Annotated in this window: 12 protein-coding genes; 8 read left to right on the top strand and 4 right to left on the bottom strand. The window is 33.8% G+C overall.

Translation table 11 applies throughout. The features are described 5' to 3' along the window. The first annotated feature begins 135 nt into the window (after positions 1-135). The 4 genes from ABJD27_RS16985 (at position 136) to ABJD27_RS16970 (ending at position 4268) form a co-directional block, all read left to right on the top strand. The gene (locus ABJD27_RS16985) at positions 136-2688 is read left to right on the top strand and encodes an ATP-dependent Clp protease ATP-binding subunit (protein ID WP_348161959.1); all 2553 of its coding nucleotides are present in this window, start codon (positions 136-138) and stop codon (positions 2686-2688) included. 4 nt (positions 2689-2692) lie between these two features. Beyond that, entirely contained in the window at positions 2693-3088 is a 396-nt protein-coding gene (locus ABJD27_RS16980) for a PLDc N-terminal domain-containing protein (RefSeq protein WP_348161961.1), read from the top strand. Positions 3089-3187: 99 nt separating this feature from the next. Then, positions 3188-3568 carry a hypothetical protein gene (locus ABJD27_RS16975; RefSeq protein ID WP_348161963.1) on the top strand — a complete coding sequence of 127 codons (381 nt, stop codon included), beginning with the start codon at positions 3188-3190 and terminating at the stop codon, positions 3566-3568. A 331-nt stretch (positions 3569-3899) separates the two neighbouring features. Further along, positions 3900-4268, top strand: a complete 369-nt coding sequence (locus ABJD27_RS16970; protein WP_348161965.1) for a hypothetical protein — start codon at positions 3900-3902, stop codon at positions 4266-4268. On the opposite strand, the gene hutH is transcribed toward ABJD27_RS16970, so the two are convergent. The 4 genes from hutH to ABJD27_RS16950 all read right to left on the bottom strand — a co-directional run bounded on the left by hutH (position 4265) and on the right by ABJD27_RS16950 (position 11367). Beyond that, entirely contained in the window at positions 4265-5776 is a 1512-nt protein-coding gene (gene hutH, locus ABJD27_RS16965) for a histidine ammonia-lyase (RefSeq protein ID WP_348161967.1), read from the bottom strand. The genes ABJD27_RS16970 and hutH overlap by 4 nt on opposite strands. Positions 5777-5969: 193 nt before the next feature. Beyond that, entirely contained in the window at positions 5970-7268 is a 1299-nt protein-coding gene (locus ABJD27_RS16960; RefSeq protein ID WP_348161969.1) for an amidohydrolase family protein, read from the bottom strand. 1 nt (position 7269) lies between these two features. Further along, entirely contained in the window at positions 7270-10230 is a 2961-nt protein-coding gene (locus ABJD27_RS16955; RefSeq protein WP_348161971.1) for an amidohydrolase family protein, read from the bottom strand. Positions 10231-10317: 87 nt separating this feature from the next. Beyond that, on the bottom strand, positions 10318-11367 hold the full coding sequence (locus tag ABJD27_RS16950; RefSeq protein ID WP_348161973.1) for a DUF3810 domain-containing protein: 1050 nt from the start codon (positions 11365-11367) through the stop codon (positions 10318-10320). Between the two features lie 585 nt (positions 11368-11952). On the opposite strand from ABJD27_RS16950, the gene ABJD27_RS16945 reads away from it, so the two are divergent. The 4 genes from ABJD27_RS16945 to ABJD27_RS16930 all read left to right on the top strand — a co-directional run bounded on the left by ABJD27_RS16945 (position 11953) and on the right by ABJD27_RS16930 (position 17393). Continuing rightward, positions 11953-13557 carry a 3'-5' exonuclease gene (locus tag ABJD27_RS16945; RefSeq protein ID WP_348161975.1) on the top strand — a complete coding sequence of 535 codons (1605 nt, stop codon included), beginning with the start codon at positions 11953-11955 and terminating at the stop codon, positions 13555-13557. A gap of 9 nt (positions 13558-13566) precedes the next feature. Further along, complete coding sequence (locus ABJD27_RS16940) at positions 13567-14250, top strand: DarT ssDNA thymidine ADP-ribosyltransferase family protein (protein ID WP_348161977.1); 684 nt, start codon at positions 13567-13569, stop codon at positions 14248-14250. Further along, entirely contained in the window at positions 14247-15782 is a 1536-nt protein-coding gene (locus tag ABJD27_RS16935) for an ADP-ribosylglycohydrolase family protein (protein WP_348161979.1), read from the top strand. Before ABJD27_RS16940 ends, ABJD27_RS16935 begins: the two co-directional genes overlap by 4 nt. Before the next feature lie 309 nt (positions 15783-16091). Continuing rightward, positions 16092-17393: a caspase family protein gene (locus ABJD27_RS16930; protein ID WP_348161981.1), complete on the top strand. Its 1302-nt coding sequence runs from the start codon at positions 16092-16094 to the stop codon at positions 17391-17393. Positions 17394-17409 lie beyond the last annotated feature (16 nt).

Below are 17409 nucleotides of genomic sequence, written 5' to 3'. Positions count from 1 at the left end.
ATTTTTAATAACTACAACACAATACACTTGGCAAACTGTCAGTTATTTTGTCTATTAGCTACTAAGTAATTCAAGCGGAACGGTTTTTGAGCTAGATTCCTTAAATTTACAATGAACGAAAAGGAGATATAAATTATGGATGATAATTTTTCACCTAGAGTAAAAGACGTGATTGCCTACAGTAAAGAAGAAGCTTTACGATTAGGGCACGACTTTATAGGAACAGAACATTTGTTGCTGGGGCTGTTGAGAGATGGCAGTGGTAAAGCTATTAATATATTAAGCGCGCTACATATAGACTTAGATCATTTACGACGTAAAGTCGAGATTTTAAGTCCTGCAAATCCCAATAGTACACCTCAAGGCAATGACAAAAAGAATTTACACCTAACAAGGCAAGCTGAGCGCGCTCTTAAAACAACGTTTTTAGAAGCAAAACTCTTTCAAAGCTCGTCTATTAATACTGCACATTTATTGTTGTGTATACTTCGTAACGAAAACGACCCTACCACAAAGCTCTTAAATAGACTTAAGGTAGATTATGATAATGTAAAAGACCAATTTAAACTTATGATGGCAAACGAAGAGGACGATTTTATTGAACCTATAAAGTCAGAATTTAGTGATGAACAGGAATCAAGTAATGAAGGAGATAAAGAAAATCCATTTGGAAACCCTTCTGCTTCAAAAGGAAGCAAAAAAAGCAAGACTCCTGTTCTAGATAATTTTGGACGTGACCTCACGGTTATGGCAGAAGAAGGAAAACTAGATCCTGTTGTAGGAAGAACAAAAGAAATAGAGCGTGTTTCTCAAATTTTGAGTAGACGTAAAAAGAATAATCCATTACTTATTGGAGAACCTGGAGTAGGTAAATCTGCTATTGCAGAAGGACTTGCACTACGTATTGTACAACGTAAAGTATCACGTATTCTTTTTGACAAAAGAGTAGTAACTCTTGATCTTGCAAGCTTAGTTGCCGGTACGAAGTATAGAGGTCAGTTTGAAGAGCGTATGAAAGCTGTGATGAATGAACTCGAGAAGAATGATGATATTATTCTTTTTATAGATGAAATTCATACCATCGTAGGCGCTGGTGGTGCTACAGGATCACTAGATGCTTCTAATATGTTTAAACCTGCTCTCGCTCGAGGTGAAATACAATGTGTAGGAGCTACAACGCTAGATGAATTTAGACAACACATAGAAAAAGACGGTGCCTTAGAACGTCGTTTCCAAAAAGTAATTGTCGAACCTACAACTGTAGAGGAAACCATAGAGATTCTTCAGAATATTAAAGAAAAGTATGAAGAACATCATAATGTAAGTTATACAGATGATGCTATCGAAGCATGTGTGAAGCTTACAAATAGATATATGACAGATCGATTCCTTCCAGACAAAGCGATAGATGCATTGGATGAAGCTGGTTCTCGCGTTCATATCACAAATATTGATGTTCCTAAAAAAATATTAGACTTAGAACGTAAACTTGAAGAAGTACGCGAACTTAAAACGACTGTTGTTAAAAAACAGAAGTATGAAGAAGCGGCTAAGCTACGTGATGATGAAAAAAATCTTGAAAAAGAACTTACAATAGCTCAAGAACGATGGGAAGAAGAATCAAAACTTCACAAAGAAGTTGTATCTGAAGATAATGTTGCCGATGTAGTGAGTATGATGACTGGAATTCCTGTAAATCGTATTGCACAAACAGAAAGTAACAAGCTTGCTGATCTTCCTGCTACTATTAAGAATAATGTCATAGGACAAGATGAAGCTGTTGCAAAGGTTGCAAAAGCAATTCAACGTAATCGCGCAGGACTTAAGGATCCTAATAAACCAATAGGTTCTTTTATTTTCTTAGGGCAAACTGGTGTTGGAAAAACACAACTGGCAAAAGTACTTGCAAAAGAGCTTTTTGACAATGAAGACTCTCTTATACGTATTGATATGAGTGAGTATATGGAGAAGTTTGCAATATCAAGACTTGTAGGAGCACCTCCAGGATATGTAGGATATGAAGAAGGAGGACAACTTACAGAAAAAGTACGTAGAAAACCATATGCAGTCGTCTTACTAGATGAGATAGAAAAAGCACATCCAGATGTTTTTAATATGTTATTACAAGTACTTGACGATGGATACTTAACAGATTCTTTAGGACGTAAAATCGATTTTAGAAATACCATTATTATTATGACTTCAAATATTGGAGCTCGTAAACTTAAGGACTTTGGTCAAGGAGTTGGTTTTGGTACTTCTGCACGTAAAACACAAGCAGATGATAATGCAAAAAGCGTTATTCAAAATGCGTTGAAAAAAGCATTTGCTCCTGAGTTTTTAAATCGTGTAGATGATGTTGTGGTATTTAATACGCTAGAAAGAGAACATATCCATAAAATTATAGATATAGAATTAGCAAAATTATTTAACCGTATCCAAGATCTTGGATATAACTTAAGCTTGACAGATAAGGCTAAAGATTATATAAGTGATAAAGGATTTGATAAAGATTATGGTGCTAGACCTTTAAAACGCGCTATTCAAAAATATATCGAAGATGCGCTGGCAGAAGAAATTATAACTGCAAAGCTTACTGAAGGAGATGCTATTCTAATGGACTTGGATGAAAAAAGTAATGAGTTAACCATTACTATAGAAAAAGCGACTACAACAGAATCTGAATAGTGTTATGAAATTATCAAAAGCACAAAAAATAGGAATAGGTATACTTACATGTATGCCTATTCTTTGTTTGATAGGGTACTTAGTTTCCTTCTTTAGTATCTTCATTGGTACTTTTAGTGAAATAGCAAATGACCCATCAAGTTCTGCTCCACCAGAAGCTTTCTTTTCTGGATTTGCAATTGCCTTTGTGTTTTTATTTTTAATGATAATTACGGGACTTGCTTCACTCATTATACATATCATACACATCACAAAAAACCAAAAACTTAAACAACAAGATAACGGTCAACTCATCTGGATACTTATTATCATTTTTGCAAATAGTATAGGCGGTATTATCTATTATTTTATGGAAATTTTACCCGAACCAAAACAACCTCTGGTTCCTATAAAAGAATAACACATTCTTTTATAATGATTACAACACTACTCTTCAAAATATAATTATTGCTATTCAATACTAGAATGACGATCTTTATTGTTTAAAGCAACCTCCCTCATGCTACACCAATACGATTTAGAAATATGTAAAATTTCTATTTACGAGAATTATGTGATCAATCAAATTAAAGAAGGAATTCATCTTGAAGTCCTGCATGTTGAATCACTGAGTATACTTATAAATAAACATATTAAAAACCGTCCTTTTATTTATATCTCAAATCGTATAAATTCATATTCATTTGACCCCCTAGTACATGATAGTATCAATAAAATTGAAAACTTAATAGCCCTAGTCATTATCACAAATGATAAGACAAAACAAGGTATTGTTCAATTTGAAAAACAGTTTTCTAATAAAACATTAATGATTTACGAACATCTTGATGAAGCTATATCTTGGGCTAAAGATTTTTTTGATAAAAAAAATATACAGTAATTAGGACCTATAGTAGAGAAAATAAAGTAAAGTCATACGTACAACTAGAATCTTAGTGTTATACACCAAAAGAATCATGGAAAATTTCTCTTCTACACACCTTCAATTTTAATGAATTCACCTCATATAAAATCAAAATTCATAAAGTTAAATAGTTCACATAATTCATGATTTCTGTATAATATTTATACCACAAACTAACAGTCATTAGTTTTTTTTAACCCTATACACTTGATTATTAATCCAGTGAAAAATTGATTTGATTTTTACATTTTTTTGCCCGAGATTAGCTTTAAAATAAGTTATTAACCCCCCTAATCAATAACCAACTTTGAGCATAATTGAAACTGATTTTGACTTTGGAAAAGTCAAAATACAAAATGACATCGTGATAGCAGAAATGAACGAAGGCATCACTTTTGACATTAATTATAATACAGAATTTCTTAAATTTTGTAAAAATCATTTTAAGGAAAAAGCATACGGATATATCTCACATAGAATCCATTCTTATTCTGTAAATCCAACTGTATATTTAGATACTGCAAAAAACTCCAATATGAGAGCTATTGCTATCGTATCTTCTGATCCTATTAGTAAAGGAAATGCAGAAATCGAAAAACAATTTTTTGAATACCCTTTTGAAGTATTTAGTACATTAGAACAAGCTGTTCAATGGATGAACAAAATATTATACTAACTAAATAACATTTCTGGATCTACTTGTATCGTATTCATAAACTCTTTTGTTTTATGAATATCTGTTGAGAATATTCTATCTACTGTTGCAAAAGGAACTTCCTTTCTATAAGCAGTTATCATAGACTCTAAGAAGCTAGACGTTTTTGTAGGCGCTCTAAAGTGTAATGCCTGTGATGCATTTAAGAGCTCTATCGCTAGAATTGTTTCTATATTTTCTACAACTCTATACAATTTGGTTGCAGCATTTGCACCCATACTTACATGGTCTTCTTGTCCATTAGAAGATACTATAGAATCTACACTAGCTGGTGTTGCAAGTTGTTTATTTTGACTTACAATACTTGCTGCTGTATACTGAGGTATCATCATACCACTATGCAGTCCAGGATTGTCCACCAAAAAAGGAGGTAAATCTCTAAGTCCGCTTATGAGTTGATAGGTACGACGCTCACTAATACTTCCTAGTTCTGCCATGGCAATAGCAAGGAAATCCAATGAGAGTGCTAGTGGTTGTCCATGAAAATTACCACCACTTATGATCTTATCATCTTCTGCAAAAATGTTAGGATTATCTGTAACACTATTCATTTCTGTCTTAAATGTCTTAGAAGCATATCGGATGACATCTTTAGTCGCTCCGTGTACTTGAGGTATACATCTAAAAGAGTATGGATCTTGTACGTTTTCTTTTTCAGTTTGTGCAATTTCGCTATCAGCAAGAAACTCTTGAATACGTTCGGCAGTTTTAATTTGTCCTCGATGCGGTCGTACATAATGCACTAATGGATCAAAAGGAGATAGATTACAATTAAATGCATCTATAGATATCGCGCCTATCATATCAGCTAGATAGGATAGTTTATGACATTTTAATAACGCATGCAATCCGTAAGCAACCATAAATTGGGTTCCGTTAAGTAAAGCCAATCCTTCTTTAGATTGAAGCGTTATAGGTGTTAAATTGTGTTTTTCTAATATAGCTTTCGCGAAAGCGGTCTCATCCCCATCCCAAACATGTCCTTCTCCTATTAAGGGTAATGATAAATGTGCTAATGGTGCAAGATCTCCACTAGCCCCTAAAGACCCTTGTGTATATACTACAGGTAGAATATTTAAATTATAAAAATCAATAAGTCGCTCTACGGTATTGATATGTACCCCACTATGACCATAGCTTAATGATTGTACTTTAAGCAAAATCATAAGTTTTACAATGGACTTAGGTACATACTCTCCTGTTCCACATGCGTGGGATCGCATTAAGTTCTCTTGTAATTGCGTAAGATTCTCATTTTTTATAGCCACATTACACAGACTCCCAAAGCCAGTATTAATCCCATAAAAAGGTTTTGAATTCCCTTCTATCTTAGCATCTAGATAAGCTCTTGAAGTATTAATATTATTACGGCTTTCTTCGCTTAAGGCTATTAATTTATCCTCTTGTAGTATCGTAGAAATTGTAGCCAGATCTAAGATTGCACTACTGATGTAATGAGTATCTCGCATATGTTAGTTTTGATTTTTAAAAAGCATTGCAATTACGTAAAAATAAATAGTATTTACTAACCTTTATGTAAAGTTAGTTTGAATACTACATGTACATCATAGTAAGTCTTCTTTTAATTTGCTAAATTACATTGACATAAAAAAAGAGATTGCTTAAAAAAGCAATCTCTTTTTTTATAAATATTCTTTATTTCTATTTTTCTCCCACTACTTTCTTAGAGTAACGTTTCCAAAGTTTTGTTTGATGACTTTCAAGGCTGATATCTCTCCCTTGAATAAAAGCTCTAGATAATTGATTCCCTCTCATATCAAGTGCATTCCCATCACTTATAAATAAAGTCGCATCTTTTCCTACTTCAAGTGTCCCTGCTGTTGTATTTAATCCAAGGATTTTTGCTGGGTTTTCTGTAATAAGCTTTAATGCATCTGCATCACTCATTCCAAACTGTGTTACTTGTCCAGCATAAAAAGGAAGATTACGTACTTGCCAGTATTCTCCATCATATCCTAGGGCTACAAGAACACCTGCATCTGTGAGCAGTTTAGGTAATTTATAAGGCAAATCATAATCGTGATCATCCATTGCTGGTAAGTCTTGAACTCGTTGTAAAATCACAGGAATATTATTTGCTTTTAGATCACTAGCAACTTTATCGGCTTGGTATCCTCCTACGAGTACTACATGTTGGATATTCATTTCATTTTTAAAAGCAATGACATCGCGTATTTGACGTTCATCATTTGCTGCTATAAATAACCGCTGACTTCCGTCAAACACTCCTTTCATTGCTTCAAAAGGAAGGTTGGTATCTGAACCTCCTTTTGAATATGCTCTAGCATTATGAATAAATGTTTTTAACTCATTAATATCCTTTACATAATTTTTGTTTGCTTTAAACCCAGGATCTTCTCCTAACCACCATCTTCCTCTAGTCATACTAGATGGCCAGTTTACATAAATACCGTCATCTGCTTTTACAGCGGCATCTTCCCAGTTCCACGCATCTAGTTGTACTACAGATGATGTTCCTGAGATTCTTCCACCTAATGGGCGTATTTGCGCCATAAGGACTCCATTAGGTCTCATACTCTCTACAACTTTAGATTCTGCGTTATACGCTATTAAAGAACGTATGTGAGGAATCATATCCCCTATCTCATCATCATCATTTGATGGGCGAACTGCGCCTACTTCTACAAGTCCTAAGGTTGTATTGGTCGCTATAAATCCAGGATATATATGTTTTCCCTGCGCATTTATAACAGTACCTCTCTGCCCTACTTTAGACGTTGTTGCATCTGCACATACACTGATTTTTCCATCTTCTATAATAACTATAGAATTCTCAATAACAGCTCCATTTCCTATATGTGCTGTAGCTCCTACAATAGTATATACTTCTGTTTGAGCGGGTGCTGGTGTTTGTTGTGCTATTCCTACCGAAGCGATCAATACGAACGCTATAGTCATATATTTTCTTAGTGTTCTCATATTAATGGATCGTTTCTGTTGTGTCACAATGTAAACGCTGCTTTTCTTTTCTCTTTGCAGGTTGCGTTTTTAAACCTTTCTTTTTCTCTGCAAGCATCATTGCAGTAAGGGTACTCTTCTCTTGTTGTACATCTGCTCTTAATTGAGCATCTCTATCAATATCAAAGTAAACAGTTCCTTCTATAATTGTTTTTTCTGCTTTTGCCTTGATCGATAATGGATGGTCAGACCAAAGAACAACATCTCCATCTTTTCCTTCTTTAATACTTCCTGTACGGTCATCCATATGTAACAACTTAGCAGGGTTTAATGTAATCATCTTTAAAGCATCTTCTTCTGAGACGCCACCATATTTTACAATCTTAGCAGCTTCTTGATTTAAACGACGAGACATCTCACCATCATCACTATTGATAGCAACAACAACTCCTGCATTATGCATAATCGCTGCATTGTATGGAATTGCATCATTTACTTCATACTTATAAGCCCACCAATCTGAAAAGGTAGATCCTCCTACCCCATGAGCAGCCATCTTATCTGCTACCTTATACCCTTCTAGGATATGCGTAAACGTGTTAATTCTAAAATTAAAACGATCTGCAACCTTCATAAGCATATTGATCTCACTCTGTACATACGAGTGACAAGAGATATAACGTTCTCCATTTAAGATATCGACTACCGTCTCCATCTCTTCGTCCATACGGTATGACTTCCCACTTTTCTTAAGAGCCTCGTATTCCTTTGCTCTTGTAAAGTAATCTACAAATACTTGCTCAACCCCCATACGTGTTTGAGGAAAACGGCTAAAACTTGGCCAGTTAGACTGCTTTACATTTTCTCCTAAAGCAAATTTGATAAACTTCTTATCCTTAAGTAACATTGCATCTATAGATGCCCCCCACTTTAATTTCATGACTGCAGACTGCCCACCAATAGGGTTTGCAGACCCGTGTAATAATTGGATAGACGTTACCCCACCAGCTAGGTTGCGATAGATATCACTATCATCTGGATTAATCACATCAGACATACGTACCTCTGCAGTAGAGTTATGTCCAGCTTCATTAATAGCAAAAGCACCTATATGTGAATGCTCATCTATAATTCCTGCCGTTACGTGTTTTCCTGTTCCGTCAATAACCAAGGCACGACTCGCCGAAAGATTCTTTCCAATCTTACTTATTTTTCCGTCCTTAATAAGAACATCTGTATTGGTAAGTACTCCTTGCGCCTCGTTAGTCCAAACCGTTGCATTTGTAATTAAGATATCTTGTTGACGTAAAGGTGCTTTTGAACCAAAAGCAATATTTGGATACGTCAATGGCATCACTACAGGAGCATCGGCTTTATCTTTCTTTTTATCTTCTTTTTCTTTTTCTTCAGATGGCGTTCGTGTCGCAGTAACCGACTGTTCGTTTCCATTAGGCAATACCGCCTTTCCGTTAAAACGATTATTGGTTACTTGACCTACAAGTCGTACAAATGAATCATCACTACTAGGGAATGTTAAGTTCATCCATCCGTCGGCATATTTTCCTTCACTCTTTACATCCTCATCTCCATTCTTAAGTGTGAATCCTGCTTTCTTTGTTGAGTTCTTTACTTCAAGAGTATATGATGTATTCCCAATACGCATCGCATACGTACCATCGATATCGGCAACATTCATATCCTTCACAACGGTCTTCTCACCCTGTATCCAGTGCTCATATAAAGCCGTTTTTGAATCAAAAATCTCTCCCGAAGTAATCATAAAGTTTGCCCAACTTCCGCTTTTCAAACTTCCAATCTCATTACTCTTTCCAAGTAATTGTGCAGGAACAGTTGTAAGCGCTGCAAGTGCTTTCTCTTTAGAAAGACCATGCTTAATCGCTTTCATCAATTTCCCTTTAAACTCTTTTGGAGATTTTAGTTTAAACGTCGTAAGTGCAAAAGGAATCCCATTCTCCTCAAAAAGTTTAGGATTTGTAGGTGCTTGATTCCAGTGACGCATATCTCCTAAATCTATATAAGAAGCCGCAAATGGGTTTTCTACATCATACGCATCTGGGAAATCCAGTGGTAAAATAAACGTTCTATTCAAGTTCTTAATCTCACTGATACGCTTATACTCATCTCCAGATCCTACGATCATATAGTTAAGACCAAACTGATCTCCTATTCCATCGATACGTATCGCATCATATACATCATCACCTTCAAAAATTTGAGGTAACGATTTATTTTCTGTCAGTGCCTCTAGAGAAAGGTCGGTTGTGGTTACATTTCCTTTTTCGTACCAATCTAAATCATACTGTAACTGACGTACTAATGACATCGCTCCCATCTTTGATGTAGGATACGATTGCCCAGACGTTCTACTCTTATCAAAAGAGAAATGCTGTGTAAGATTATTATCTAAAACCCTATTGGCTGTATTCCCACTAGAATTTAGTGCAATTAATGCGCCCGTACCTCTTGCAATTCCATCATGTTGATGTGTTGCTACCACAGCAAAACCAGCATCTATAAATGCCTTTGCATTTTTTGAACTATACTCAAAATCATCGATTCCGTTTACTTCTGGACGGATATGATCATTCCAATAATACCCTTCACGTGTATTATCATATTGAGATCCTCGACCACCGCCACCAGCACGTTTTGGCTTTTCTATTCCAAAACCAGTATACATATCTATAAAAGAAGGGTAGATATGTTTTCCGTCTAAGTCAATAGTAATGGCATTACTAGGAATGGCAACAGACTTTCCGACACGTACTACTTTCCCATCTTGAACAACGAGCGTTCCGTTTTTGATAGTTTCTGTAGGAGATGTGTGAATGGTTGCATTTGTAAAGACTGTGTAATTTTCATTTTTAGATTTTACACCGCCATTGGCAGGAAAATAGTCTTGTCCGTACGCAACAAAGCAACAGAAGACCAATCCTGCTAAAAGGATTTTTTTTAGAAACATAGTATTAGTGATTATTTAGCTTTTAAAGATACGTCCTACCCTATCGGTAAACCCTGTTCATTAAGAGTTTTTTAACATCCATTAACATCATATGGATGTCGGGAAGGATTTGTTATAGTTTACAAGTAATGCCACCATATAACTATAACTTTTCATTCCAGCTGGTTGGTTATTTGCTTTGAGATAACTACTGTAAAACAATTTAAACACAGGCTCTAACGGGTTATCCATACCATCCCAAAATTCACGAGACAATCTATAATTTGCAAAAATTCCTGGGCGAATCTGATCCCTTAATTGTTCTCCTAGCTCGCTATCGCGGCGAAAAACATCATTAATACAATACCGTAGTGCAAAGATGCTTCCCGAATATTGAAAATGTAGATTCTCATTGTTTAGCGTCGAAAGAACCCCTATAAAGTTGGCTTCATTCTCCTTAGCATACCCTAATTGATGTGCCTGCTCATGACAACTTATCACAGGATGCCTATAATCTGGTACAAGCCCATTAATATGTGCTTCGTTTGTAATCGGATTTAAATACCCACTATACCCCATCACAGAAAGCGGATAACTCAACAAAGACGTCTTGATGCTTTTTGGTGGATAATCCAGTTTTGGAAATTGCTTTCTCAACGCATCATACCCCACAAGCGTTTGCGAGAAAATCTCAGAACGAGACAATGGCATCTCGACAGCCATCGTATCATTAATAGCTAGTTGATCATACAATGCATTACTCTTTGCAATGAGTTTTTCGGTTAAAGCTACCAATTCTTCAGTGGTGTACTCAGCATCTATAGAAAGGGATTCATGCAAAGGCAGTCTGTAATAATTCATGCCCCAAAGCAAATGAAAAGCCCCATATACAATAGACGCCAAAGCCAGTGTACGAATGGCAAACAATTTGAAGGTCTTAAAACGGGATTTGAACAGGAGTACGATTTCGCGCAAAGCGATAAAAATCAACACGGCATACATCACATCGCCAAAAGAGAATGGCAACCATCCAAAGACATATCTAAATCCTTTTGAGATCACTGGATACAATCCATTACTATAATAATCTTCTATAAAATTGGGAAAAAGTGCCAGAATACGAACAATCCCCATCTGGACAAATAAGAAGAGACCCATGATAAGGAGCTTGCGGTTTTGTTTCATTGTGATAAAAGTAAGGAAAGTGTTGTTAAGAGAAAAGAATATGGAGGAGAGAATATGGGGGAGAGAAAATAGAATATAGAGAATAGAATATAGAAGATTTGAGAGTTTAGATGCTGGGTGTTGGAAAGTAAAAAATAGCGTATTACTCTAAATTAGAGTGTTACTCTATTTCTTGACGATTCCTTTTTTATGCTCCTGTCTGCCGACGAGGCAGGTTCGCGAAATACAATAACAAAGAAGTGTATGCTGAGTGTTACACTGAGCTTGTTGAAGTAACGTGTATCACAGCCATTTTTAACGGTTAGAAACACAACTGTATTTTTATTTAATATCTATATATGAGGGTGTTATGCTTTTTAATGGTATTTTAGGTGGGTTTATATAGTAGTTCTCTGCAAGCGGAAAAAAGCTAGCCGACAAATTACACATTTGGTTTTTACCAACGCTTAAAGTCAACACTAAAAAAACCAAAAGAGGTGTTTTTTTTGCCAACACTCGAGTGAAATTGTGGAAATCCGTAAAGAAGTAAACTGAAAATGAAATAGATTACAGAATTGTTTGAAAAAAGAAAAATATCAACTTTTTTCTAATACTCTAAACCGAATTGAAATGCTAAAAAAAATCACGTTAAAAGGAGAACAGAAAAAAGTATTATTCCTACCACCAACAAACCCAATTCAGATAAAGGGAGTTGCGGGAAGTGGAAAAACCACAGTTGCACTTTACCGAGCAAAACATCTTCTTGAAACACAAGCTAATTTATTTCAAGAAACAAAAATTGTCATTTTCACTTATAACAAAACTCTTGCAGCATATATTAATGCTCTTAAACCTTTTGTAAGTGGTGGCTATCAAAAAGATAGTGATGAAATTAAACCAAAGACAAATGATGGATTAAATGTTCGTATTGTAAACTTTCATTCTTGGGCTTTTTCTTTTTTAGAGCAAAATGGTATAACAATGAGAGAAACGGAATATGAAAACGGTAGACAAAATACAATATGGAAAACTGTACTTGGATTTAGACAAACAAAAATAGTTAATAGATGTCGAATTCGATATTTGTCAAATTCGTTTGCGAATAAACCAACAGAATTTTTTGAAGATGAAATTGCTTGGATTAAGGGCAAACTATTTAAAAGTAAATCAGAATATATTGAGGCAAAACGAACAGGTAGAGGAACTTCAGATAGAGTAACAAAAGACGATAAAGAAATTATTTGGCAAATCTATACTGACTATAATATGGAATTAGAGAAAATAAATAAAATGGATTATGATGACTATGCATCAAAAGTCATAGAAATCATTGAAGGGAAATCTGATTTTATTCCACCATTTACTCATATAATAATAGATGAAGCACAAGATTTGAGTAAGGCACAAGTACTCGCTATCTCTAAATTAGTTTCACCTGAAACAAATAGTATTTCATTAATTGCAGACGCAGCTCAGAGAATTTACAAAAGTGGCTTTACCTGGTCAGAAGTAGGAATTGAGGTTAGAGGTGGTAGAACAATTTCATTTAAGAAAAACTATAGAAATACAGTTCAAATTGCAAAAGCAGCTAATTCTTTGTTAGATAAAGAAACAGATAGAGAAGATTTTACTGAAATTGAATTTTCAGTTAGAAATGGAAAGAAACCAAAACTAGGAATCTTTTCCGATACAGATGAACAACTACAAGAATTGCTTACGCAATTAGATTTATTAAAAGAAAAAAAACAATTATCAAGTACTATAATTTTGAATAGAACACATTATGGAGTTCAAGAAATAGACGCTTTCCTTAAAGAAAATAATTATCCAACAGAACTAATAAAAGATAACAACTATGTAGACTATGATAGTGATAGTATCAAAATTTGTACAATGTCTTCAATAAAAGGGCTCGAATTTAATAGTGTCTTTATATTGGACTTAAATGATTATATCATTCCCTCGCCTATTGGATTTATTGATTCCGATGACGACTATCACATTTCTACAGAAAGACGACTTCTTTACACTTGTATGACAAGGGCAGAGAATAACCTATATCTATTCTGTAGTGATGATTCTGAACCATCTAGATATTTAAATGAGATTGATTCTAAATTACTCAAACAAATAAGTAATAGTAGAAAACTTAAAAACTTTAATAATGATGATTTACCATTTTAAAAAATAAAAATGAGTTTAAAACCGAATCATATAGAATTTCAAAATGAAATTAAACAAAGAAAAATTGAGTGTTTAATTCACTTTACACCAACTATTAATTTGTTCAGCATTTTAGAAAACAATAAATTAATGAGTAGAGCCAACTTGGAAAGTTTAGATATTGAGCAATTTGATATTTTAGATTATGTACAATTTACTGATGATGTAAGGTATGATGATAAAAATTATATCAACCTTTCTCTTTCTGGTCCAAATACATTCTTGTTTTCAAGATTTAGAAAAAAAACCAAAGACGATCTTACAATTAATTGGTGTATAATTAAAATAGATCCAAAACACATTTACGATAACGAAACTCTTTTTTCGATTACTAACGCAGCATCAAGCGCAGCTAAAAAACAATATGGAATTTCAGGAGATTTGGATAAATTTAAAATGTTGTTCACTAAACAACTTAACATAAATACTTATAATGGCGTTCGCACTATTTCCAGAAATTCAGCTCACTCAAAATACCCAACTGATGTCCAAGCAGAAATACTAGTTAAAAATAAAATTTCATCAGATAGTATATTGGCTGTTTGTTTCGAGTCAGAAGAAGAAATGGCTGAAGCCAAAGCAGCAATGTCTTCTTTTGACACAAGTAATTTTATCGTTGACAAAGAAATATTTTTACCAAATCGTTCAATATGAAAGCAGAAACAAAATATAAAGGCAGCTTAAAACTTGCAGCAATTGGAGATGCTTTAGGTTGGATGACTGAATTCGAGAAAAATCCAGACACACTAAAAACAAAGTTCGGAACTGATTACATCAATTCTTTTCACAATTGGGAAAAGAATGTTGGAGGTAGATTTCACGGCTACATAGATAAACTAAATTCAGGTTCATATTCTGATGATACCCAATTATTACTTTCTGTTGCTCGTTCAATTAATAAAGATGGTTTTGTAGACCAAGAATATTTTGCGAAAAAAGAGTTACCAAATTGGCTGCTTTATTCGAGAGGAGCAGGAAGAACTATTAAAAATGCTGCTCAAAAAATTGAAAGAAAATCTGCTCAATGGAATAATAATTTTTTCACATTTAAAGCAGGGAAAATAACAATCGACTATCGAGAAAGTGGAGCAAATGGTGCAGCAATGAGAATACTTCCCATTGCTTTAGCTAATTTTGGAGAACCTGATAAAATCAAAGAAGAAATTTTCGGGAACAGTATAATAACTCATGGACATCCTAGAGCAATTTTAGGGGCAATGTTATACGGATATTCGGTTGACACTATTTTAAGATTTAATCCAGAAAATTTTAATTACAAAAACTTCTTAACTGAAATAGGAAAAGATATTCATCAAAAATTTTCCATAGACTTTTTAGATAATCCTAAATTAAAAAGTTGGGAAACTGAATGGAATAAAACATCTAAACAACCATTTAGATTATTATTCAAATCAATTATTGATGAAACCCAAGAGTATTTAAGAACCACATACAAGCTAATTACTAATAACTCATCGGATTTTGAGGCCTTAACTAAACTTGGCTGTTACAAGAAAGAGACAAAAGGTTCAGGTACTTCTACTGTAATTGCAGGTATTTATTTGACATGTAAGTATTCAAACGAGCCTTTAAAAGGAATTGAGCTGGCTGTAAATTCTATTGGAACAGATACAGATAGTATTGCAGCATTTGCAGGCGGTTTAACTGGAGCATTACACGGACAATCAATTATACCTGCAAAATGGAAAAAAGTACAAGACTTCGATTACATTGATGCTATTTCAATTCGCTTACTTGAAATTTCAGAAAGTCGAGCAGAATCTAAAGAGACATTAAAAAACAAAAAACTTAAATCAATTTCAGATATTGAGAACGACAGCTATAAAGTTGAAGACAAGGTCTATATTGAGACTTTAGGAAATGGAACAATTAAAGCTATTGACAGACAAAAGACATTAACGAGAGGTAAATACAATCTCATTTTGGATGTGCAATTTGAGGTTGGACAATTTTGTCGATTTGCGAAATTATTAAGTATCGAAAAAGAAAACAAATCTAAATTATTTACCGAGAATTTAGAAAATAAAGTAAACTTATGGAATGGACTTAATTTGGATTATGAATCTAAAGAACGGATTGAAAAGTTTATGGAATCATTAAACGAAACGGATAAAAAGGAATTTAAGGAAATAATAAAGCTAATAGAAAAAAGAGTCCAACGCTAAAAGTCATACACATTTGCAATTCGCTTCAACCAACACGCAAGTCTAAAATTGCAAAAGAGCATGTCTTTGCCAACACCAGCAAGTTTTCGAAAAAACACAGCAGGCAACAACGTGTGTAAAACATAGGCATTCTGAGAAGTTTTAAATATTTATAAAGGTCTCAAATTTTTAATTTGATTATATTTAAAAAAAGAGAATATAAACATATAAATTAAAAATTCGGCTCGTGCTAAATCCGAAAAGTTAGCTTCTTTTTGTACGGAAGACCGCTATGTATTATTTACCAATATCAATTAAAACAGAATTACTATGAAGAAAGGTCTATTAATAGGTATTAATGATTATAAATTCGCTCCATTACGCTATTGTGTGAAGGATGCAATCAAAATGAAGGAGGTTTTATCCTACAATTTTGATAAATCCAAGAACTTTGATTGCAGATTAATGGTGTCCTCTGATACTAATCAAATAACACGTAAGTCATTCAGAAAAGCAGTTAGGGATTTATTTACAACTAAATGTGAAATAGCCTTATTATATTATTCAGGGCATGGTCTAAGTAATGAGTTTGGTAATTTCTTTGTTACTCAAGATGGGAGTAATTTTGACTATGGAATATCTTTTGAGGAGGTAATTACTCTAGCAAATAAGTCAAAAACCAATAATATTGTAATAATTCTTGATTGCTGCTATTCTGGAACCTTTGGAAACTTTCATTCAGTTAATGATAATCATATTTTTCTTAGACAAGGTGTATCAATATTAAGTGCAACTCTTCCTGATCAGTATGCAAAAGAAAACCATGATGGCGGGTTATTTACAACTTTGATGTACGATGCTCTCAGTGGAAATGCAGCAGATTTAAATGGCAATATTACCCTTTTAGACATCTTCTCATATGCTAGTGAATTATTAACTCCTTGGAAACAAAAACCAGTATTAAAAAGTCATCTATCAAATTTATTTAGTTTAAGAAATAGCGGCCCTAAACTAACGCTAAAGAAGTTTAAGTCAACTTCTGGCTCTAATGTTTCAAAGGAAATTGACAGTCTAGTTGATTCTATTAATGATCTTAAAGTAAGTAAAATGAGCATTTCAAAGTTAAAAATTGAAATGGAAGAATTTGTAAATAAGATTATTGGAGAAAAAAAAGAAAAAAAAGTATTCATCAGCTATTCTCATAAGGATCAAAAGTGGTTAGAAAGAATACAGATACATCTTAAACCCGCTATTAGAGAAGGAATAGTTGAAATATGGGATGATACTAAAATTGAAAGTGGTCAGAATTGGAAATCGAAAATCGATGATGCTCTAAAAACGTCAAATATTGCAATTCTATTAATAAGTGCCGATTTTTTAGCTTCAGATTTCATTGTTGAAAATGAATTACCTCCACTATTAAGTAGTGCGCAAAACAAAGGAACTGTGATTCTACCAATAATTGTAGGGCATTGCAGATTTAAAGAAGATATAAACTTATCAAGCTTCCAAGCTGTGAACAATCCAGACAAACCAATTGAAGCACTTTCTAAATCTGAGCAAGAGGCGATATTCTACAAATTAAGTATTGAGATAGAAAAAAAATTAATAACGCCACATAATAACTTGTAGAGTTAATTACTCATTC

The organism is Dokdonia sp. (assembly GCF_039945015.1).
In the GTDB taxonomy this organism is placed as follows: Bacteria; Bacteroidota; Bacteroidia; order Flavobacteriales; family Flavobacteriaceae; genus Dokdonia.
This window is presented reverse-complemented; position numbering and strand designations above follow the sequence as displayed.

What these genes read in the sequence shown, in the direction of transcription:
- ABJD27_RS16980 (WP_348161961.1), top strand. Translation starts at nt 2,693, where the DNA reads ATGAAATTATCAAAAGCACAAAAAATAGGAATAGGTATACTTACATGT.
- ABJD27_RS16935 (WP_348161979.1), top strand. Translation starts at nt 14,247, where the DNA reads ATGAAAGCAGAAACAAAATATAAAGGCAGCTTAAAACTTGCAGCAATT.
- ABJD27_RS16940 (WP_348161977.1), top strand. Translation starts at nt 13,567, where the DNA reads ATGAGTTTAAAACCGAATCATATAGAATTTCAAAATGAAATTAAACAA.
- ABJD27_RS16950 (WP_348161973.1), bottom strand. Translation starts at nt 11,367, where the DNA reads ATGGGTCTCTTCTTATTTGTCCAGATGGGGATTGTTCGTATTCTGGCA.
- ABJD27_RS16930 (WP_348161981.1), top strand. Translation starts at nt 16,092, where the DNA reads ATGAAGAAAGGTCTATTAATAGGTATTAATGATTATAAATTCGCTCCA.
- ABJD27_RS16975 (WP_348161963.1), top strand. Translation starts at nt 3,188, where the DNA reads ATGCTACACCAATACGATTTAGAAATATGTAAAATTTCTATTTACGAG.
- ABJD27_RS16960 (WP_348161969.1), bottom strand. Translation starts at nt 7,268, where the DNA reads ATGAGAACACTAAGAAAATATATGACTATAGCGTTCGTATTGATCGCT.
- hutH (WP_348161967.1), bottom strand. Translation starts at nt 5,776, where the DNA reads ATGCGAGATACTCATTACATCAGTAGTGCAATCTTAGATCTGGCTACA.
- ABJD27_RS16985 (WP_348161959.1), top strand. Translation starts at nt 136, where the DNA reads ATGGATGATAATTTTTCACCTAGAGTAAAAGACGTGATTGCCTACAGT.
- ABJD27_RS16955 (WP_348161971.1), bottom strand. Translation starts at nt 10,230, where the DNA reads ATGTTTCTAAAAAAAATCCTTTTAGCAGGATTGGTCTTCTGTTGCTTT.